This window comes from Streptomyces sp. NPDC015345 (assembly GCF_043078805.1).
GTDB lineage: Bacteria > Actinomycetota > Actinomycetes > Streptomycetales > Streptomycetaceae > Streptomyces.
The window spans coordinates 58,354-77,900 of the sequence record NZ_JBIBTX010000010.1; the positions used below are offsets into that span (position 1 = coordinate 58,354).

At 72.4% G+C, this 19,547-nt stretch carries 17 protein-coding genes; 10 read left to right on the forward strand and 7 right to left on the reverse strand.

The annotated features are described in order from the left end of the window. Positions 1-208: 208 nt before the first annotated feature. The 4 genes from ACF062_RS33190 (at position 209) to ACF062_RS33205 (ending at position 4,338) form a co-directional block, all read left to right on the forward strand. A complete protein-coding gene (locus ACF062_RS33190) occupies positions 209-970 on the forward strand; it encodes a (Fe-S)-binding protein (protein ID WP_392143508.1) in 762 nt (253 codons plus the stop codon). 71 nt (positions 971-1,041) lie between these two features. Further along, entirely contained in the window at positions 1,042-2,508 is a 1,467-nt protein-coding gene (locus tag ACF062_RS33195; protein WP_392143509.1) for a LutB/LldF family L-lactate oxidation iron-sulfur protein, read from the forward strand. Next, positions 2,505-3,152 (forward strand): lactate utilization protein C, encoded by a 648-nt coding sequence (locus ACF062_RS33200; RefSeq protein WP_392143301.1) that lies wholly within the window; start codon positions 2,505-2,507, stop codon positions 3,150-3,152. The genes ACF062_RS33195 and ACF062_RS33200 overlap by 4 nt, the downstream gene beginning before the upstream one ends. Before the next feature lie 22 nt (positions 3,153-3,174). Next, a complete protein-coding gene (locus ACF062_RS33205) occupies positions 3,175-4,338 on the forward strand; it encodes a betaine/proline/choline family ABC transporter ATP-binding protein (RefSeq protein ID WP_392143302.1) in 1,164 nt (387 codons plus the stop codon). Between the two features lie 79 nt (positions 4,339-4,417). On the opposite strand, the gene ACF062_RS33210 is transcribed toward ACF062_RS33205, so the two are convergent. The 5 genes from ACF062_RS33210 to ACF062_RS33230 all read right to left on the reverse strand — a co-directional run bounded on the left by ACF062_RS33210 (position 4,418) and on the right by ACF062_RS33230 (position 9,572). Next, on the reverse strand, positions 4,418-5,365 hold the full coding sequence (locus ACF062_RS33210; RefSeq protein WP_392143303.1) for an ABC transporter substrate-binding protein: 948 nt from the start codon (positions 5,363-5,365) through the stop codon (positions 4,418-4,420). Beyond that, on the reverse strand, positions 5,362-6,042 hold the full coding sequence (locus ACF062_RS33215; protein WP_392143304.1) for an ABC transporter permease: 681 nt from the start codon (positions 6,040-6,042) through the stop codon (positions 5,362-5,364). The genes ACF062_RS33210 and ACF062_RS33215 overlap by 4 nt, the downstream gene beginning before the upstream one ends. Next, positions 6,039-6,731 carry an ABC transporter permease gene (locus tag ACF062_RS33220; RefSeq protein WP_392143305.1) on the reverse strand — a complete coding sequence of 231 codons (693 nt, stop codon included), beginning with the start codon at positions 6,729-6,731 and terminating at the stop codon, positions 6,039-6,041. The genes ACF062_RS33215 and ACF062_RS33220 overlap by 4 nt, the downstream gene beginning before the upstream one ends. 286 nt (positions 6,732-7,017) lie before the next feature. Continuing rightward, complete coding sequence (locus ACF062_RS33225) at positions 7,018-8,409, reverse strand: carotenoid oxygenase family protein (RefSeq protein ID WP_392143306.1); 1,392 nt, start codon at positions 8,407-8,409, stop codon at positions 7,018-7,020. A gap of 131 nt (positions 8,410-8,540) precedes the next feature. After that, a complete protein-coding gene (locus ACF062_RS33230; RefSeq protein ID WP_392143307.1) occupies positions 8,541-9,572 on the reverse strand; it encodes a medium chain dehydrogenase/reductase family protein in 1,032 nt (343 codons plus the stop codon). Positions 9,573-9,734: 162 nt separating this feature from the next. On the opposite strand from ACF062_RS33230, the gene ACF062_RS33235 reads away from it, so the two are divergent. After that, positions 9,735-10,481 (forward strand): TetR/AcrR family transcriptional regulator, encoded by a 747-nt coding sequence (locus ACF062_RS33235; RefSeq protein WP_392143308.1) that lies wholly within the window; start codon positions 9,735-9,737, stop codon positions 10,479-10,481. A gap of 22 nt (positions 10,482-10,503) precedes the next feature. Here ACF062_RS33235 and ACF062_RS33240 read toward each other — a convergent pair whose 3' ends face one another. Beyond that, on the reverse strand, positions 10,504-11,127 hold the full coding sequence (locus ACF062_RS33240) for a hypothetical protein (RefSeq protein ID WP_392143510.1): 624 nt from the start codon (positions 11,125-11,127) through the stop codon (positions 10,504-10,506). A 151-nt stretch (positions 11,128-11,278) separates the two neighbouring features. Between ACF062_RS33240 and ACF062_RS33245 the strand changes: the two genes are divergently transcribed. From ACF062_RS33245 to ACF062_RS33265, 5 genes are all read left to right on the forward strand, one after another. Continuing rightward, positions 11,279-11,746 (forward strand): pyridoxamine 5'-phosphate oxidase family protein, encoded by a 468-nt coding sequence (locus ACF062_RS33245; RefSeq protein ID WP_392143309.1) that lies wholly within the window; start codon positions 11,279-11,281, stop codon positions 11,744-11,746. A gap of 212 nt (positions 11,747-11,958) precedes the next feature. After that, on the forward strand, positions 11,959-12,537 hold the full coding sequence (locus ACF062_RS33250; RefSeq protein ID WP_392143310.1) for a DinB family protein: 579 nt from the start codon (positions 11,959-11,961) through the stop codon (positions 12,535-12,537). Positions 12,538-12,847: 310 nt separating this feature from the next. Further along, a complete protein-coding gene (gene rhaI, locus ACF062_RS33255; RefSeq protein ID WP_392143311.1) occupies positions 12,848-14,008 on the forward strand; it encodes an L-rhamnose isomerase in 1,161 nt (386 codons plus the stop codon). A 79-nt stretch (positions 14,009-14,087) separates the two neighbouring features. Continuing rightward, positions 14,088-16,127 carry a bifunctional aldolase/short-chain dehydrogenase gene (locus ACF062_RS33260; RefSeq protein ID WP_392143312.1) on the forward strand — a complete coding sequence of 680 codons (2,040 nt, stop codon included), beginning with the start codon at positions 14,088-14,090 and terminating at the stop codon, positions 16,125-16,127. Between the two features lie 5 nt (positions 16,128-16,132). Continuing rightward, entirely contained in the window at positions 16,133-17,581 is a 1,449-nt protein-coding gene (locus ACF062_RS33265) for a rhamnulokinase family protein (protein WP_392143313.1), read from the forward strand. Between the two features lie 60 nt (positions 17,582-17,641). On the opposite strand, the gene ACF062_RS33270 is transcribed toward ACF062_RS33265, so the two are convergent. Beyond that, complete coding sequence (locus ACF062_RS33270) at positions 17,642-19,279, reverse strand: class I adenylate-forming enzyme family protein (protein ID WP_392143314.1); 1,638 nt, start codon at positions 19,277-19,279, stop codon at positions 17,642-17,644. Positions 19,280-19,547 lie beyond the last annotated feature (268 nt).

Below are 19,547 nucleotides of genomic sequence, written 5' to 3' on the forward strand. Positions count from 1 at the left end.
GCGACGAGGGAAGTGACGGAGGAAGGCCGGTTTATGAAAGGATTCAATCGGGTGTCAGGGAAGCTAGACCCAGGCCGAGTCAGCCGTCAATGGGTCCGCTCGAAACGATTCATCTCCACTGTCGCAACCCTCCCCACCGACACCTCCCGCACGGCCCTGCTCCCGCGTACCCTGCATCCATCCGATGATCGACGAGGAGGAACCCGCGATGCGCGTCGCCCTGTTCCTGACCTGTGTCAACGACACGCTCTATCCGGACACGGGCCGCGCGGTGGTGAAACTGCTGACCAGGCTGGGGGTCGACGTCGACTTCCCGGCGGCGCAGACCTGTTGCGGGCAGGCGCACTACAACACCGGGTACCGGCATCAGGCGGAGCCGCTCGCCCGGTATTTCTCCGATGTCTTTGGTTCGGATGCGTACGACGCGATCGTGACGCCCTCCGGGTCGTGCGGGGCGATGGTGCGCGAGCTGTATCCGCGCATGGGCGAGCGGGCACGTGCGGAGGGCCGCGGAGACGCCCTCGCGCGCACGCTCGCGCCGGTGGTGCCCAAGACGTACGAGCTGACCGAGTTCCTGGTGGACGTCCTCGGCGTGACGGACGTCGGGGCGTACTACCCGCACAAGGTCACTTACCACCCGACCTGCCACGGCCTGCGGAGCCTCGGCCTCGGCGAGCGCCCTGCCCGGCTGCTGCGGGCGGTCGAGGGGCTGGAGCTCGTGGAGCTGCCCGGCGCCGAGGAGTGCTGCGGCTTCGGCGGCACGTTCGCCGTGAAGAACTCCGATGTCTCGGCGGCGATGGGCGCCGACAAGGTGCGCCACGCCGAGTCGACGGGGGCCGAGGTGCTGTGCGCGGCGGACAACTCCTGCCTGATGCACATCGGCGGCACGATGGCCCGGCTGCGCACAGCCGTACGGCCCGTCCACATCGCGGAGATCCTGGCGAGCACGGAGGAGGAGCCCCTGTCATGAGCGACAGGAACGGCAGGACCGGCAGGAACGACAGGAACGGCGGGAACGGGGCGAGCGCCACGCACCTCGGGATGCCCGCCTTCCCGGAGGCCGCGCGCGAGGCGGTCGGGAACACGACCCTGCGCGCCAACCTCCGGCACGCCACCCACACCATCCGCGACAAGCGCGCCCGCGCGGTCGCCGAGCTCGACGACTGGGCCGCGCTGCGCGAGGCGGGCAAGCAGATCAAGGACCACACGCTGCGTCATCTGGACCACTACCTCGTCCAGTTGGAGGAGTCGGTGACGGCGGCGGGCGGCACCGTCCACTGGGCCGCCGACGCCGACGAGGCCAACCGCATCGTGACCCGGCTCGTCCGGGAGACGGGCGAGTCCGAGGTCGTCAAGGTCAAGTCGATGGCCACGCAGGAGATCGGGCTGAACGAAGCCCTCGAAGAGGCGGGCATCCGCGCGTACGAGACCGACCTCGCCGAGCTCATCGTGCAGCTCGGCGAGGACCGCCCCTCGCACATCCTCGTCCCGGCCATCCACCGCAACCGCGGCGAGATCCGCGACATCTTCCGCGCGGAGATGGGCCGTTGGGGCCGTCCGGCACCGGACGGCCTCACCGACAGCCCCCGCGAACTCGCCGAGGCCGCCCGCCTCCATCTGCGCGAGAAGTTCCTGCGCGCGAAGGTCGGCGTCTCCGGCGCCAACTTCATGGTCGCCGAGACGGGCACCCTCGTCGTCGTCGAGTCCGAGGGCAACGGCCGGATGTGCCTGACGCTGCCGGAGACCCTGATCTCGGTCGTCGGCATCGAGAAGACTGTGCCGACCTGGCGTGACCTCGAGGTCTTCCTCCAGACGCTCCCCCGCTCCTCGACGGCCGAGCGCATGAACCCCTACACCTCGACGTGGACCGGTACGACGGACTCGGACGGCCCCCGCGCCTTCCACCTGGTCCTGCTGGACAACGGCCGCACCGACACCCTCGCCGACGAGGTGGGCCGCCAGGCCCTGCGCTGCATCCGCTGTTCGGCCTGTCTCAACGTCTGCCCGGTGTACGAGCGGGCGGGCGGGCACGCGTACGGCTCGGTCTATCCGGGACCGATCGGCGCCATCCTCAGCCCTCAGCTGCGGGGTACGGCGAGCGAGATCGACGCGTCGCTCCCGTACGCGTCCTCGCTCTGCGGCGCCTGCTACGAGGTGTGCCCGGTGGCCATCGACATCCCCGAGGTCCTGGTGCACCTGCGTGAGCGGGTCGTGCAGGGCGGTGAGGTGACGCGGCGCGGCGTGAAGGTGACGCTGAAGCCCGCGAAGGGGCACGCGGCGGAGCGGGCGGCGATGCGGGCGGCGGGCCTCGCGTTCGCCCGCCCCGGCGTGCTGCGCGCGGGCCAGCGCATGGCCTCGCGCACCCGGCGGTTCCATCCGCGCACGCTCCCCGGACCGGGCCGCGCGTGGACGGCGGCCCGGGACCTGCCGGAGGTGCCCGCGGAGTCCTTCCGCGACTGGTGGCGGCGTACGGGCGGCGGCAAGGACAGCGGAAAGGGCGGCAAGTGAGCGGCAGGGACGTGATCCTCAACCGGGTGCGGCGGGCGCTCGGCGGACCGGGCGGGGCCCCGGCCGCGTACGACATGGACATCGACCGCGGCTACCGCCGTCAGCACGGTGAGCGGACCGTCGAGGAGACGGTGGACCTGCTGGCGGAGAACCTGACGGACTACCGGGCGATCGTGCACCGTACGGACGCCGGGGAGCTGCCGCACCTGCTCATGCGGCTGCTCGCCGAGCGATGGCCCGGCACAGTGCTGGTGCCGCCGGGGCTGCCTGCCGGATGGATGTCGGCCGTCGACGCGCCTCTCGTCCACGACCGCGCGGAGAGCACCGCGACCGAGCTCGACCGGTGCGGGGCCGTCGTCACCGGCTGCGCCGTCGCCGTCGCCGAGACGGGCACGATCGTGCTCGACGGCTCGCCCGACCAGGGGCGTCGCCGCATCACCCTGATCCCGGACCATCACATCTGCCTGGTCCGGGTCCCGGAGCAGGTCGTCTCCTCCGTCCCGCAGGCCCTCGAACGTCTCGATCCGGCGCGTCCGCTGACCTGGATCTCGGGGCCCTCCGCGACCAGCGACATCGAGCTGGACCGGGTCGAGGGGGTCCATGGGCCGCGCGTCCTTCAGGTGGTGCTGGTGAGCGGTGAGTGACGGGCGCGGCTAGCGTGAGGGCATGATCCGGTTCGAGCAGGTGACCAAGCGCTACCCGGACGGCACGACGGCCGTGGACGACCTCTCCTTCGAGGTCGCCGAGGGCGAACTGGTCACGCTCGTCGGCCCGTCCGGCTGCGGCAAGACCACGACGATGATGATGGTGAACCGGCTCATCGAACCGACGTCCGGCCGCATCTTCGTCGACGGCGAGGACATCGCCGGCGTGGACCCGGTGCGCCTGCGCCGCCGCATCGGTTACGTGATCCAGCAGGTCGGCCTCTTCCCGCACCGCACGGTCCTCGACAACACGGCGACCGTCCCCTCGCTCATCGGCTGGAAGAAGGCGAAGGCCCGGGCCCGGGCGGCGGAGCTGCTCGATCTGGTGGGCCTGGACCCGAAGACGTACGGATCCCGCTACCCCGAGCAGTTGTCGGGCGGTCAGCGCCAGCGGGTCGGCGTTGCGCGGGCTCTGGCGGCCGATCCGCCCGTCCTCCTGATGGACGAGCCGTTCGGCGCGGTCGACCCGGTGGTGCGCGAGCAGTTGCAGGACGAGTTCCTGCGGATGCAGCGGGCCGTGCGCAAGACGGTCCTGCTCGTCACGCACGACATCGAGGAGGCGGTCCGCCTCGGTGACCGCATCGCGGTGTACGGCCGGGGCCGCATCGAACAGTTCGACACTCCCGGCGCTGTGCTCGGGGCGCCCGAGACGCCGTACGTCGCCGAGTTCGTGGGGGCCGACCGAGGTCTGAAGCGGCTGTCGGTCACCGAAATCCAGCCCGACGACCTGGAGGAGCCGCCGGTCGCGCGGCTCGACGAGCCCGCCGCGCAGGCGGCGGCCCGGCTGCGCGAGGAGGGGGCGCGGTGGGCCGTGGTCCTGGACGCGGAGGGTGATCTGCACGGCTGGGTGGGCGTCGACGAGGTGGCATTGGCCGGCGCCGGGGGCACGGTCGGCGACCTGGCGCACCGCATGAATTCGTGGGTGCCGGTCGGGGCGCCGCTCAAGCAGGCGTTCGGTGTGATGTTGCAGCATGACGCGGGCTGGGTCGCGGTGCTCGACGGGGCGCGTTTCCTCGGTGTCCTGACCCCGGCGAAGCTGCATGAGGCGCTGCGCCGTTCGGTGGACGCGGACGCGCAGGGCGTGGCGCGCGACGAGGTGGAGTTCGACTCGGTGGCCGACGCGTGACGCTCCGCTGGTGAGGCGGTTCTTCGTCTGCGGGCCGTCCGTGGCTGGTCGCGCGGTTCCCCGCGCCCCTGACGGGGCGCTACAGCAGGCCCTTGTCCTCCAGGTACGTCCGTGCCACGTCCTGCGGTAGTCGCCGCCAGCTGTCCACCTGCTCGTTCATGGACGCGAGATCCTCCGTACCGAGGACGGTGTTGAGCCGCCCGAGCGCAGCCGCGACGCCCTCGCTGCCCGCCTGGGAGCGGTTGACGACGGGCACGATGTAGTCGGCGTTCTGAAGGTGCTTGTCGTCCTTCAGCAGGACGAGACCGAAGTCGTCGAGGGTAGCGTCGGTGGACGTGGTGAGCACCATCTGGTCCTGGCCGCTCTGGACGGCCTTCTTGGCCTGGGTCGTGCCGACGCCCTTCGGGTCGACGCCGGTGATGTCGATGCCGTAGACCTTCTTGAGGCCGGGGGCGCAGTAGGGGCGCCGGACACATTCGTCGCCCGCGGCGAGGCGCACCTTCTGTCGTGACGTGCCGAGGTCGCTCAGCGTCTTCAGGCGGTACCGGGCGGCGTACGACGCGGTGACGGCGAACGCGTTCTGGTCGACGGCCTTGCCGGGGTCGAGGACGGTGAGGCCGCGCGGGGTCGCGAGGCGGCGCAGGGCCCGCATGGTGGTACCGAGGTCGGGCGAGCCGACGGGGCGTGCGTCGGCGCCGTGCTTCTTGGCGTTCAGCCAGTCCGCGAAGGTGGCGGCGTACTCGGGGACGACGTCGATCTGGCCGGACTCCAGGGCGGGTTCGTACAGCTCGCGGTTGGCCACGGTGAGGATCCGCGTGCCGTAGCCGGCCTTCTCCAGGAGCAGCGCGTACATCTGGGCGAGCAGGTCGGACTCGGTGAAGCCCGCGGAGCCCACGACGAGGTTCCTGCTGTCGCCCGGGGGTGCGGTGACCTGGCCCTGGTCCTCCAGCGAGGGCCCTGAGGCGCAACCCGTGGCCGGGGCTGTCAGGGCGAGGAGGGCCGCGGCCAGGGCGGCGCGGCGCCTCATCCGGTGCCTCCCCGGCCCCGCGTCCAGCCGGGTGCGATCCGCTCGGCCGCCTCGAAGACGCCTTCGACGAGGAGCGCGAAGACCGCCACGAGCACGGCGCCCGCCAGCACCTGCGGGGTGCTCGCCAGGTTGAACCCCGCCGTGATGATCCGGCCGAGCCCACCGCCGCCGGCGAGCGCGGCGATGGTGGCTGTCGCGACGAGCTGCACGGCGGCGATACGGACGCCGCTGAGCACCAGGGGCATGGCGAGCGGCAGTTCGACCCGCCAGAGCATCTGGCGTCCGGTCATCCCCATGCCGCGCGCCGCCTGGACCACGCTGCGGTCGACGCCGCGCATGCCGACGTAGGCGTTGGTGAGCAGCGGTGGCACGGCGAACAGCACGAGGGCGACGACGGTCGGTCCGTCGCCCCACCGGCCGAGCGGGGTCAGGAGCAGCAGGACGAGCACGGCGAAGGTCGGCACCGCGCGTCCGGCGTTGGAGATGTTCACGGCGAGCGCGCCGCCCTTGCCGAGGTGGCCGAGGACGAGGGCGACGGGCAGGGCGATCAGGCAGCTGATGACCAGGCAGACGACGGTGAGGACGAGGTGCTGGGTGAGCCGGTGCCAGATGCCGTCGTCGCCGGCCCAGTGCGCGGAGTCGGTGAGCCATGCCCAGGCGTCGGTGAGCGTCCTCATGAGCGGGCCGCCGCCCGTGACGCGCTCTCCCAGGGCGTGAGGAGGCGCTGTACGCCGAGCAGCAGCAGGTCGGCGGCGACGGCGATGACGACGCAGAGCACGGAGGCGGTGAGCACCTGGGCCTTGAAGTAGGTGTTCATGCCGGTGTAGATGAGGTTGCCGAGCCCGCCGAAGCCGACGATCGCGCCGACGGTGACCAGGGAGACGGCGGACACCGTGGCGATGCGCAGCCCGGCCATGGCGGCGGGCAGCGCGAGGGGCAGTTCGACGGTGAGCAGGAGGCGGACGGGGCCGTACCCCATGCCTCGGGCGGCCTGCCGCGTCTCCTCGGGGACGGCGCGGAGCCCGGCGAGGATGTTGCGTACGAGCAGGGTGAGCGAGTAGAGGACGAGGCCCGCGACGACGAGGGACGCGGAGAGTCCGTACACCGGCAGGAGCAGCGAGAACATCGCGAGCGAGGGGATGGTGTACAGGATCGTGGTGAGCGCGAGGACGGGCCCGGCGGCCCAGCGCCAGCGGCGGGCGAGCACGGCGAGGGGCACGGCGACGACGAGAGCGATGAGAACGGAGACGGCGGTCAGTTCGAGATGCTGCACGACCGCGTCGAGGATGATCTGGCGGCGGGTGCTCAGATACTCGCCGCAGACCCACTCATTGCGCGCGAGGCAGTCGTCGGGGGGCGCGGTCACCCGTCCATTCAAGGCGGGGCGGCGGATGGCGGCGCGTTGAGGTGACCCGGACGGGGCACGGCGGGTCTCGGACGTCGGGGTCGATGAGCCGTGGATCCCCGCCGGACGCGGCGCGGCGGCGCGGCTGCGGTGGTCGGCGGCCGGGGGATGTCCCGCGCGCTCGGGGCGGGGAGCTCGGAGGCGGCCCGCGCGAGGCAGTCGTCGGGAGGTGCGGTCACCCGTCCATTCAGGGCGGGGCGGTGGGCGGTGACGCGTTGGGGTGGCCCGGACGGGGCACGGTCCCGGCTCAGGTGTCAGGGATCCACGAGCCGTGGATCCCCGCCGGAACGCGGCGCGGCAGCTCGACCGCGGCGATCGGCGGCCGGGTGATGTCCCGCGCGCTCAGGACGAGGAGCTCGGACGCGTTCCGCGCGAGGTCGCTGACCAGGGTCATGAGGTAGCCGTCGTCCTCGGCCGTTCCCCCGGCCGCCGGTACGAAGTACGGCTCGCCGTACATCCGCCCGGGCCCCGCGTCCGCGATCTGCCGCTGACCGGTCAACGCGTCGTACTTGACCAGCGCGTACCGTTCCAGACCCGCGCCGGGGAAGGCGACGGTGTACGTGTAGCGGTGCGCCGAGCCGGTCAACGCATCGTTGATCGTGGCGAACTCGGTGACGAGGGAGTCGAGCCGCTCCTCACGGGCGGTGCCGGTGGCCGGGTCCAGGATCCAGCGGTGCCGCATCGAGCCGACGTCGAGCACGGGCGGGTGACCGGGGGCGCCGGTCCACCACTTCCAGCTGCTTTCCCAGGCTGACCGGTCGTAGCGGGGGCCCTCCACGACGATCCTTCCCGCCGCGTCCTCGTAGGCGTTGGTCACATGGATCATCGCGCCGGCCTCCACCTCGTACCAGACGGGCTCGGCGGGACCGCTGCGCGGCATCACGCCGATCCGGGGCAGGTACGTGTCGCTCCAGCGGTACGGGATCCCGGAGCGCTCCTCGGCGTCGAAGACGACCGGCAGGTCGAGCCAGACGGTGTGGTGCGCGGTGAGGCCGAAGTCGTGCATCAGGGTGGGCCCTGCGCCCGGCACCACCTGACTTCTGATCAACTCCCCCTGGGCGTCGGCCACGTGGTACGTCAGGTACGGCGCCATGGACGAATAACCGAAGAAGTGCAGTTCGCCGGTCCCCGGGTCCTCCTTGGGGTGCGCCGTCATGGCGGTCGTGAGCCTGCCCCGGAAGTCGTACGCGCCGACCGTGTCGAGCTCGGGGCTCATCTCGAAGGGCAGGTTGGCCTCTTGCAGGGCGAGGATGCGGCCCGCGTGCCCGATGACGTGGGTGCCCGCGACGCTGGCGGTGAGGTCGACGGTGCCGTCGCCGCGGACCAGCGGAGCGCCGTCCAGGGCGGGAGTGCGGACCCAGCGGTTGCGGTACCACTGGGCGCGGCCCCCACCGAGACGCACACCGTGCAGCATGCCCGCACCGCGGAACCAGTGAGTGGGCCGCCGGCCGGGCTTGGGGTTGTGCCCGTTACGGAAGTAGCGGCCCGACAGCTCGGGCGGGACGGCACCTCGGACGGTCAGGTCCCGTGCGGTGATCTCGTCGGGGACGGGGGTGAAATGGCCGGTCAGATAAGGGAGTTGTGGGCGATCGACACCGACGGCGCTGTCGGGATGGCTCGTGGTCGCGGTCGTGGTCATGGTCCGGGTTCTCCTTGTGGTGTGGCCGGTGTGGCCGGTGTGGCCGGTGTGGCGTGGGCGGTCCGGGGGCCGCTCGGGGTGCGCTCGGCCCCGACCGCACACGTGGGTTCGGCTCGAGACAGCCGGCGCCGTCAGGGCGTGAGGACGACCTTGCCGCTGACCGTGCCCGACTCGGCGAGCCGCATGGCGTCGGCGACGCGGGCCAGGGGCAGTTCGGCGGCGACGCCGGCGGTGATCTCGCCGCGTTCGAGCGCGGCGAACACCTCGCCGAGGTCGGCGCGGAGCCGGGCCCGGAAGCGGTCCTTGCCGAAGGCGCGCCCGGCCCAGACGTTGAAGAAGTACGCGTGACGCCCATTGGGCAGGCCGTTCCACAGCCACACCCGGCCGAGGATCTTGAGCACGGGCCACTGCTTGGACCCCGTGTCGTCGCGCGTGGCCGCGGTGCCGTACGAGACGAGCGTGCCGCCGGGAGCCAGCAGCCCCCAGGAGTCGATGACGCTGCGCCCGCCCACGTGGTCGAAGACCGCGTCCACACCATCAGGCGCCAACTCCCTTACGCGGCGCGGGACATCCTCGGTCCGGTAGTCGACGGTCCGGACGCCGAGCCGCCGCAAGGCCTCGTGGTGGCGGGCGGAGGCCGTGCCGATCACGTGTGCACCGGCGGCGAGGGCCAGCTGGACCAGGAGGGAGCCGACCCCGCCGTTCGCCCCGTGCACCAGCACCGTCTGACCGGCGCGGACCCGGGCCTTGCGGTGCAGCATCTGCCAGGCGGTGATGCCGTTCACCACCGCCGTCTCCGCCTCCACGGCGCCCACTGCCCCGGGCACCTCGACGACGTCCGCCGCGTCGAGCAGGACGTGGCTGGCCCAGCCGCCGGTCTTGGTCAGCGCAGCGACCCGCTTGCCGACGAGCGAGGGCGCGACACCGGGGCCGGCCGCCAGCACCGTACCGACGAGGTCGTAGCCGGGGACGAACGGGAACGGCGGCTGGTCGAAGTAGCGACCGCGGCGCATCTGCTGCTCGGCGAAGGAGACGCCGGTCGCCTCCATCTCGACGACGACCTCACCGGCGCCCGCGACGGGCAGGGGCCCGCGCCGCAACTGGAGTCCCTCCGGCTCGACCTGCCCCGGGAGCACGACCTCGACCAGTTCCGCAGCAATCATTTTACGCCCTCTTCTTTTCCGTAGAAGTATTCGCTGTGGTTAGAAGCTGTAACCATCGTGGTTAGAAGCTACAACCGTCTTCCCGAGGCCGTCAAGACATCGAGTGATAGCCTCTAACTTCAGCGTCAGGGCATCAGGAATGGAAGAGGAGAGGGAGGCGGCATGCCGGAGACCGGCGGGTCGGGCACGGCAGGGAAGAAGGGCGCGGGGGCGGCGGCCGGCGCCGCTGCGGGGACGCCCCGCGAGCGGTACCGCGCGCAGGTACGCGCCGAGATCAAGGAACGCGCGTGGGAGCAGATCGCCGACGCGGGGGCCTCGGCCCTGTCACTGAACGCGATCGCCAAACGGATGGGCATGAGCGGACCGGCTCTCTACCGCTACTTCGGCAGCCGCGACGAGCTGATCACCGAACTCATCCGGGACGCCTACCGCAGCCTGGCCGACACCTTCCGCTCCGAGGCCTCGAAGGCCTCCGAAGCCTCTGAGGCCGAGGACAGCGCCGGCCTCGCGAGCCTCGCCCGCGCCCTGCGCCGGTGGGCGCAGGCCGACCCCCACCGGTACTTCCTCGTCTACGGCACGCCCGTGCCCGGCTACCACGCCCCGGACGACGTCACCGAGATCGCCTCGGAGATCATGTCGGCGCTGCTCGACGCATGTGCGAAGCTCCCCGGAGGCACCTCGGGCGAGGCCGCCGGCCGGTCGCGGCCCTTCGAGCAGCACATCGAGGCGCACGCCCAGTGGGCGGGCGAGCACCCGGCCACGCCCGCCCAGCTCCATCGCGCCCTGTCCTTCTGGACCCGCCTGCACGGCGTGCTCTCGCTCGAACTGGCGGGCCACTTCACCGGGATGGGCTTCGACGCGGGTGCGCTCTTCGAGGCGGAGCTGGAAGGACTGCTCGCGCCGGCCTGACCGGTCCGTGCCGGTCCACCGGTCACCGCGTCCAGAGAGTCAGGTCACTGCTGGTGGCGACGGCGAGGGTACGGCCGGAGGGGGAGAACCCGGCGGTCCGCAGTTCCGAGTACGTCGAGTGGAAGACGTGCCACCACCGCTCCCCGTGCGGGCCGCGGTGGGGCAGGCCGCCGTCCGTGGAGAGCAGGACGCGGTCGTTCGGCCAGGCGGGCGCGACCACTTCGAGCGTCCAGCCGTCGGCCGTGGTGGTGTGCAGCCCGCCCCCGTAGAGCCCGGCGATGCGGACGCGGCTCCCGGCGAGCACGCCGAGCCCCGGGCAGGAGAGATCGGGCACCGCGTCCGGCGTACTGTCCTCGGGATCGGGGTCGCGGTCCCGGGCGAGCCTCTCCCCCGTGACGGCGTCGAAGAGCCCGTGGCCGTCGTGCGAGACGACCATGACCAGGTCGTGGCCGCTGTCGGGGTGGACCCCGAAGCCGATGCCGAGCAGCCCGCCGACGGCCGCGTACGGCTCGAACACGGGGCGCCAGGGCGTGGGCGGCGCGACCACGGGTGCCGCCAGGAGGCGCTCCCGCAGGGCGAGTTGGTAGGCGGAGAGCGCGCGGCCGCCACCCGCCGCCCCGGCGTTCGTCTCGTCGTCCGTGTGCATCGTCACGCCACCATGATCCGTGACGGCGGCGCGAGGGCCGCCGGGGGGCCTGCGCCGGCAGGTGACCGTGACGGCGGGGCAGCGGTCGGCCGCTGGGCCTAGGCCTCGCGCCCCATGCGCGCGGCGCCGTCGCTGGCTAGGGTCGGCGTCCATGCAAGCCACCGAGATCACTCGCCGCCGCGACCCGGCGGAGCGCAAGCGGGCCACTCTGGAACGGCTCGGCGCGGAGCGCGACATATGGCTGTCGACGTCCCACCCGGACCACGGGCCGCACCAGGTTCCCCTGTGGTTCCTGTGGGACGGGCAGGCGGTGTGGATGTGCACCGGCGCGAAGTCCGCGACCGCACGGAATGTACGAGAGGAGCCACGCGTACGGCTGGCGCTGCCGGACACCTTCGACGTGGTGCTGCTACAGGGCGAGGCGGAGTACTACTCCGCGCGGGACGTCCCCCAGGCTGCCGCGGACGCGTTCGCGGGCAAGTTCGGCTGGGATCCGCGTACGGCGGAGGCCGCCCCCTACCTGTACCTGCGCGTTACGCCCCGGACGGTGCGCGCCTGGCGCGGGGAAGCGGAGCTGCGCGGCCGGGTCATCATGCGCGAGGGGGTATGGCTGGCGTAGCGCGGCTCTGATGCCCGGGTGCCCGGGGGACGTTGAAACGGTTGACGCCCCCCGTCGAGCATGCGAACCGACTCCCGGCCGACGCGAACCCCGCCACCCGCGCCCTCACCGCGGAGCACGGGACCCGACTTCCGGCCTCGCGCGAAGCCCGCCCCGATCAATTCCACCCCCACCCCCGCCACCCAAGATCCCCGCACGACAGACTTGCCCCCATGATCCCCTCAGACTTCAGGACCGACCTCCGCGTCTACCTCCAGGACGCGCGCGACGCACTGCTCTGGAAGCTCGAAGGGCTGTCCGAGTACGACATACGCCGGCCCATGACGCCGACCGGGACCAACCTTCTCGGGCTGGTCAAGCACGCGACGGGCGCCGAGGCGCTGTACTTTGGCGCCACGTTCGGGCGTCCGTTCGACGGGCCGCCCCTGTGGATCACGGGCGACGCCGAGCCGAACGCGGACCTGTGGGCCACCGCCGACGAGAGCCGGGAGCACATCGTCGGGCTCTACCGGAAAGCGTGGGCCCACTCGGACGCGACGATCGAGTCTCTGGAACTCGACGCGATCGGCCGACTGCCCGGCCCCGAGGGCCGGGAGATCACCTTGCACCGCGTTCTCGTCCACATGATCGCCGAGACCGACCGTCACGCGGGCCACGCCGACGTCGCCCGCGAACTGATCGACGGCACCGCCGGGTTGAGGGAGGACAACGACAACCTGGCGCAGGGCGACGCCACTTGGTGGGCCGAGCACCGCGCCCAGGTGGAGCGGGCGGCACGCGAAGCCGGGTGAGACGGCCGGCGACACCCTGGACACCCTCGCCCGCCCCAGCGGCACCACCGCACCACGACACTCCGCCACAGCACCCGCGCCCGCCCGCCTGAATGAATCGATTCGGCCCTCTCGTTCGGCCACCCGGACACCTTGCGGGCGGGCCCACCGTGCCCTCTCCCCCAGCAGCCGAGCAGCGAGCCGAAGGGTTGACACCGACGCCGCCGACTCATAGCTTCTCGCCCAGACTTTGAATCGTTTCACGCACGTTTCACGCATCGTTTCACACCCCGTTCACGCAACCGCTCGCCTCCGATTCGCAGGAGCCACCGTGACCGACGTCGCCGCCGTGAAGGCCGCGCTGAAGACCCAGGCCATCGAGACGCCGTCGTGGGCGTACGGCAATTCCGGAACCCGCTTCAAGGTGTTCACGCAGCCCGGCGTGCCGCGCAGCCCACGCGAGAAGCTCGACGACGCGGCGAAGGTCCACGAGTTCACCGGCGCCGCCCCGACCGTGGCGCTGCACATCCCCTGGGACCGGGTGGACGACTACGCCGCCCTCGCCCGGTACGCCGAGGAGCGCGGCCTGCGGCTCGGGGCCATCAACTCCAACACCTTCCAGGACGACGACTACCGGCTCGGCAGCGTCTGCCACCCGGACGCCGCCGTGCGCCGCAAGGCGGTCGCCCATCTGCTGGAGTGCGTGGACATCATGGACGCCACCGGTTCACGGGACCTGAAGCTGTGGTTCGCCGACGGCACCAACTACCCCGGCCAGGACGACATCCGCGCCCGCCAGGACCGCCTGGCCGAGGCCCTCGCCACCGTCCACGAGCGGCTCGGCGACGACCAGCGCATGCTCCTGGAGTACAAGTTCTTCGAGCCGGCCTTCTACGCCACCGACGTGCCCGACTGGGGCACGGCGTACGCGCACTGCCTCAAGCTCGGCGACAAGGCACGGGTCGTCGTCGACACAGGACACCACGCGCCCGGCACGAACATCGAGTTCATCGTCGCGACGCTGCTGCGCGAGGGGAAGCTCGGCGGCTTCGACTTCAACTCCCGTTTCTACGCGGACGACGACCTGATGGTGGGCGCCGCCGACCCCTTCCAGCTGTTCCGGATCATGTACGAGGTCGTCCGGGGCGGCGGGTTCACCCCTGGCGTCGCCTTCATGCTGGACCAGTGCCACAACATCGAAGCGAAGATCCCCGCGATCATCCGCTCGGTGATGAACGTCCAAGAGGCCACCGTCAAGGCCCTGTTGGTGGACCGCGCGGCCCTCGCCTCCGCGCAGGCCGCGGGCGACGTCCTGGCCGCGAACGCCGTACTGATGGACGCCTACGACACCGACGTACGCCCGCTGCTCGCCGAACTCCGGGAAGAGCAGGGCCTGGACGGCGATCCGGTCGCCGCCTACCACCGCTCCGGCTGGGCCGCGAAGACCGCCGGGGAGCGCGTCGGCGGCGCGCAGGCCGGCTGGGGAGCGTGAACCGTCCCTGGCCCGCCCGCCCCCCGAACCCGATCATCCCCCGCCCCCTCCCGTCACGGACCTGAGGACATACAAGGACATGGCACCTCACCCCGAAGCCGCCGCACTCCTGGAGCGTTCACACCGCCTCGGCGCCGACCCGCGCAACACCAACTACGCCGGCGGCAACACCTCCGCCAAGGGCACCGCCCCCGACCCGGTCACCGGCGGTGACGTCGAGCTGATGTGGGTCAAGGGGTCCGGCGGCGACCTGGGCACCCTCACCGGACAGGGCCTTGCGGTCCTGCGCCTGGACCGGTTGCGCGCCCTGAAGGACGTGTATCCGGGCGACGAGCGCGAGGACGAGATGGTCGCCGCCTTCGACTACTGCCTGCACGGCAAGGGCGGCGCCGCCCCCTCCATCGACACGGCCATGCACGGCCTGGTCGACGCGGCCCACGTCGACCACCTCCACCCCGACTCCGGTATCGCGCTGGCCTGCGCCGCCGACGGCGAGAAGCTCACCGCCGAGTGCTTCGGCGACAGCGTCGCATGGGTGCCGTGGCGCCGCCCCGGTTTCCGGCTCGGCCTCGACATCGCCGCCGTCAAGGAAGCCAACCCGCAGGCCATCGGCTGCGTCCTCGGGGGCCATGGCATCACCGCGTGGGGGGCCACCAGCGAGGAGTGCGAGCGCAACTCGCTGCGCATCATCCGCACCGCCGAGTCCTTCCTCGCCGAGCGCGGCAGGCCGGATCCTTTCGGGCCCGTCGTCGACGGGTACGAGCCGCTGCCCGAGGCCGGGCGCCGCGCGCGGGCCGCGGCGCTCGCCCCGCACGTCCGGGCCCTCGCCTCGCGGGACCGGCCGCAGGTCGGGCACTTCGACGACACCGCGCCCGTCCTGGACTTCGTCTCCCGCGCCGAGCATCCGCGCCTGGCCGAGCTGGGCACCTCCTGCCCCGACCACTTCCTGCGCACCAAGGTCCGCCCGCTGGTCCTCGACCTGCCGCCCACCACGCCCCTGGACGAAACACTCGCCCGGCTGGAGGAACTGCACGCGGCCTACCGCGAGGAGTACGCCGCCTACTACAACCGCCACGCCACCGCGGACTCCCCCGCCATGCGCGGCGCCGACCCGGCGATCGTCCTGGTCCCGGGCGTCGGGATGTTCTCGTTCGGCAAGGACAAGCAGACCGCCCGGGTCGCCGGTGAGTTCTACGTCAACGCGATCAACGTGATGCGCGGCGCCGAGGCCGTCTCCTCGTACCGGCCGATCGACGAGGCGGAGAAGTTCCGTATCGAGTACTGGGAGCTTGAGGAGGCCAAGCTGCGGCGGCTGCCCGCGCCCAAGCCGCTGGCCACCCGGATCGCGCTGGTCACCGGCGCGGGCAGCGGCATCGGCCGGGCCCTCGCGCACCGCCTCGCGGCCGAGGGCGCCTGCGTGGTGGTCGCCGACATCGACGCCCGCAACGCCGAGGCCGTCGCCGAGGCGCTCGGCGGTCCCGACAAGGCCATGGCCGTCACCGTCGACGTCACCTCCGAGGAACAGATCACCAAGGCATTCGAGGAGGCGCTGCTCGCCTTCGGCGGCGTCGACCTCGTGGTCAACAACGCGGGCATCTCCCTCTCCAAGCCGCTCCTGGAGACCACCGCCCACGACTGGGACGTCCAGCACGCCGTCATGGCCCGCGGCTCCTTCCTCGTCTCCCGCGAAGCCGCCCGCGTCATGCGGGCCCAAGGGCTGGGCGGCGACATCATCTACATCACTTCCAAGAACGCCGTGTTCGCCGGCCCCGACAACATCGCCTACTCCGCCACCAAGGCCGACCAGGCCCACCAAGTGCGCTTGCTCGCGGCCGAGTTGGGCGAGCACGGCATCCGCGTGAACGGCGTAAACCCCGACGGCGTCGTCCGCGGCTCGGGCATCTTCGCCGGGGGCTGGGGCGCCCAGCGCGCGGCCACCTACGGCATCGAGGAGGACAAGCTCGGCGAGTTCTACGCCCAGCGCACGCTGCTCAAGCGCGAGGTGCTCCCCGAACACGTGGCGAACGCCGTGTTCGCCCTCACCGGCGGCGACCTCACCCACACCACCGGCCTGCACATCCCCGTGGACGCCGGGGTCGCCGCCGCCTTCCTGCGGTGACACCCGTGAAGACCTACGCCGCCGTCGACCTCGGCGCCTCCAGCGGGCGCGTCATGACCGGCCGCGTCGGTCCCGGCACGCTGAAGCTGACCCAGGCACACCGCTTCCGCAACCGCCCCGTCCGCACCGCCGGCACCCTGCACTGGGACATCCTCGCCCTGTACGCGGGCGTGCTCGACGGACTGCGGGCAGCCGGGCACGTCGACTCGGTCGGCATCGACGGCTGGGCCGTCGACTACGGCCTGCTCGACGCGGACGGACAACTGCTCGGCAACCCCGTGCACTACCGCGACGCCCGCACCGAGGGCGTCGCGGAGCGGGTGTGGAGCGCCCTCCCCGCCGACCGGCTCTACGCGGCGACCGGCATCCAATACGCGCCCTTCAATACGCTGTACCAGTTGACAGCGGCCCACGGAACGGCCCAACTGGCGGCGGCGCGGCGGGCGTTGCTCGTCCCCGACCTGATCGCCTACTGGCTGACCGGCGAGCAGGGGACCGAGGTCACCAACGCGTCCACGACCCAGCTGCTCGACCCGCGGACCGGCGGCTGGTCGCACGCGGTCGCCGAGGCCGCGGGCATCGACACCGACCTGTTCGCGCCGCTGCGACGGCCGGGCGACCCCGCCGGGTTCCTGCTCCCCGAGGTACTCGAAACCGCCGGGCTCGCCGGCCCGGTGCCGCTCACCACGGTCGCCTCGCACGACACCGCGTCGGCCGTCGCGGCCGTACCGGCCACCGCGGGCGACCGCTTCGCGTACATCTGCACCGGCACCTGGTCGCTGGCGGGCCTGGAGCTCGACGCGCCCGTGCTCACCGAGGCGAGCCGCCGGGCGAACTTCACCAACGAACTGGGCATCGACGGCACCGTCCGCTATCTGCGCAACATCATGGGCCTGTGGCTCCTCCAGGAGTGCCTGCGGGAGTGGGGCGACCCGCCGCTCGCGCCACTCCTGGAAGCGGCCGCGCAGATCCCAGGGCCCGCCTCCGTGGTGGACGCCTCGGACCCGGCCTTCCTCGCACCCCGCCGGATGCCGGGGCGCGTGGCACAGGCGTGCCGCGCCTCGGGGCAGCCGGTGCCGGGCACGCCCGCCGAGACGACGAGGTGCGTCCTCGACTCGCTCGCCCTCGCGCACCGCCGTGCCGTGGAGGACGCGCGGCGCCTCGCCGACCGGCCGGTGGACGTCATCCACGTCGTGGGCGGCGGGGCCCGCAACGCCCTGCTGTGCCAACTGACCGCCGACGCCTGCGGGTTGCCGGTGGTGGCGGGCCCGGCGGAGGCGGCGGCACTCGGCAACGTACTCGTCCAGGCGCGTGCGCACGGCCTGGTCGGCGACCTCACCGCGATGCGCCGCCTGCTGGCGGGCACCCAGCCCCTGACCCGCTATGAACCGACCGGCGACCGTGCGGCTCCGGCGGCCTGGGCGGCTGCCGCCGAGCGGATCGCCTGTCCCTGACCGCTCCGGGCGGGCGCGGACACCGAGGGGGTCTGCCGCGTCCGCCCGGAGCGCCCTCTCTCACGCCGACACGGACGGCCTGTCCACGGCTCCGCTCGCCCACGCGGCGCGCAGCGCCTTCTTGTCGACCTTGCCGACCTTGGTCGTCGGCAGCCGGTCCAGCAGGACCGTCGTCCGGGGCGTGTACAGCTCGCCCAGCTCTGCGGTGACCGCCGCGGCGACCTCGTCCGGGTCGACGTCGGCGCCCTCGGCCGTGGCCAGGAAGATCTGCACGGCCTCGCCGTACTCCTCGTCCGGTACGCCGAGCGCCGCCGCGTTGCGCACACCGGGCAGGGTGAGCAGGAAGTCCTCGAGGACGCGGGAGTAGACGTTGTCGCTGGTGCTGCCGGTGACGATGATGTCCTTGGCCCGGTCGACGAGATAGAGGTAGCCCTCGGCGTCGAGGTAGCCCATGTCGCCCGTGCGCAGCCAGCCGTCGCGCAGCGCCTGCGCGGTGCGCTCGGGGTCCTCGTAGTAGCCGAGCATCACCGTCTCGCCCCGGACGCAGACCTCGCCGACCTGCCGGACGGGCAGTGCCGCCGTGCCGTCCTCGCCACGGATCTCGATCTCGACGTCGGATATCGCGCGGCCGCAACTGCGCCAGAGCTCCGGCCTGCGGGCCCCCTCCGATGCGAGGTCCGCCGCGCCGAACGCGGCGATGCCGAGCGCCTCCGACTGTCCGTAGCCCTGGCTGAGCACGGGCCCGAAGACCTCGACCGCCTGCTGGAGCCGGCTGGGCGAGGAGGCCGCGCCGCCGACGACGATCCGCCGCAGCGCGGGGAACGCGCCGGGCCCGCACGCCGGGTGGTCGAGGAGGGCGTACAGCATGGGCGGTACGAACATGGTGGCGGTGATCCGCTCCTCGCGCAGCGCCGCCAGCGCCGCGCCCGCCTCGAACTCGGGCAGCACGACCAGGACGGAGCCGGTCACCAGCGCCTGGACCGAGGTGAGGTGCCCGCTGCCGTGGGTGAGCAGCGTGGCGACGAGCACCCGGTCCGTGTCCGGGTCCATGGTCGGGAAGACGGCGGGCCCGGAGTCCTCCGAGGCGTTGTCCGCCAGGTCCACCAGCGCGTCGTAGAGCCGGTGGCTGTGCGCGGCGAGCTTGGGGCGGCCCAGGGTGCCGCCGGTGTAGAGGACGGTGACGGCCTCGTCCGCTCCCGGTGCGGGCACGGCGTCCGGACGCGTCTCGGGGCATTCGGCGGCCAGGGCCAGCAGGTCGGTGCACGGCTCCTCGCAGGGGCCGAGGCTGAGCAGCACGGGTGCGTGGACGCTGCGGCCGGCCGCGTCGGCGGCCCGCCGCGCGAACAGCGGGTCGGTGACCACGGCGCGCGCCTTGGACTGCTCGACCAGCGCGGCGAGTTCGCCGGGTCCTGGCTCCGGTGGCAGGAACACCACGCGGCAGCCGATGAGGTGGACCGCGAGCTGCACCAGGACGGAGTCCACGCGGTTGGCCAGGAACAGCCCCACTCCGTCACCGGGCGCGAGCCCCTGCCGACGCAGCGCGTGTCCCAGGCCGAACAGCCTCCGCCGCGCCTCCCCCCGAGTCAGCCGCCGCGCCCCTTGGACGAGTGCCTCGGCGTCCTCGTCCTGGTGCCAGTGCTCCAGGACGCGGTCGACGTAGGTCTGCGGCTCGGATGCCCCCTGTGCGTTAATGATCATGAACATATGCAAACACGCCACTCAGGGCCGTTGCCTCGTAGGGGGCGGGTTCGGTCGTCGACGGGCGGAGTACCATGCCCCGGCCCCCGACGCGGATGTCCACCGGAGGACAGGCTCCACAAGCCCCTTGCCGCCTGGTCGCGCTCGGCGCGGTACGCGTGCGGTGCCGGCCGACGAGGACGATTCCCGCTCGCGACGCAGGACATCGAGGGCAACGAGTTCTGTCTCGACCGAGTTCTCCGGGCGGGGCGACGATGTGACCAACCTG

What these genes read in the sequence shown, in the direction of transcription:
- ACF062_RS33190 (WP_392143508.1), top strand. Translation starts at nt 209, where the DNA reads ATGCGCGTCGCCCTGTTCCTGACCTGTGTCAACGACACGCTCTATCCG.
- ACF062_RS33195 (WP_392143509.1), top strand. Translation starts at nt 1,042, where the DNA reads ATGCCCGCCTTCCCGGAGGCCGCGCGCGAGGCGGTCGGGAACACGACC.
- ACF062_RS33205 (WP_392143302.1), top strand. Translation starts at nt 3,175, where the DNA reads ATGATCCGGTTCGAGCAGGTGACCAAGCGCTACCCGGACGGCACGACG.
- ACF062_RS33210 (WP_392143303.1), bottom strand. Translation starts at nt 5,365, where the DNA reads ATGAGGCGCCGCGCCGCCCTGGCCGCGGCCCTCCTCGCCCTGACAGCC.
- ACF062_RS33215 (WP_392143304.1), bottom strand. Translation starts at nt 6,042, where the DNA reads ATGAGGACGCTCACCGACGCCTGGGCATGGCTCACCGACTCCGCGCAC.
- ACF062_RS33225 (WP_392143306.1), bottom strand. Translation starts at nt 8,409, where the DNA reads ATGACCACGACCGCGACCACGAGCCATCCCGACAGCGCCGTCGGTGTC.
- ACF062_RS33230 (WP_392143307.1), bottom strand. Translation starts at nt 9,572, where the DNA reads ATGATTGCTGCGGAACTGGTCGAGGTCGTGCTCCCGGGGCAGGTCGAG.
- ACF062_RS33235 (WP_392143308.1), top strand. Translation starts at nt 9,735, where the DNA reads ATGCCGGAGACCGGCGGGTCGGGCACGGCAGGGAAGAAGGGCGCGGGG.
- ACF062_RS33240 (WP_392143510.1), bottom strand. Translation starts at nt 11,127, where the DNA reads ATGCACACGGACGACGAGACGAACGCCGGGGCGGCGGGTGGCGGCCGC.
- ACF062_RS33245 (WP_392143309.1), top strand. Translation starts at nt 11,279, where the DNA reads ATGCAAGCCACCGAGATCACTCGCCGCCGCGACCCGGCGGAGCGCAAG.
- ACF062_RS33250 (WP_392143310.1), top strand. Translation starts at nt 11,959, where the DNA reads ATGATCCCCTCAGACTTCAGGACCGACCTCCGCGTCTACCTCCAGGAC.
- ACF062_RS33260 (WP_392143312.1), top strand. Translation starts at nt 14,088, where the DNA reads ATGGCACCTCACCCCGAAGCCGCCGCACTCCTGGAGCGTTCACACCGC.
- ACF062_RS33270 (WP_392143314.1), bottom strand. Translation starts at nt 19,279, where the DNA reads ATGATCATTAACGCACAGGGGGCATCCGAGCCGCAGACCTACGTCGAC.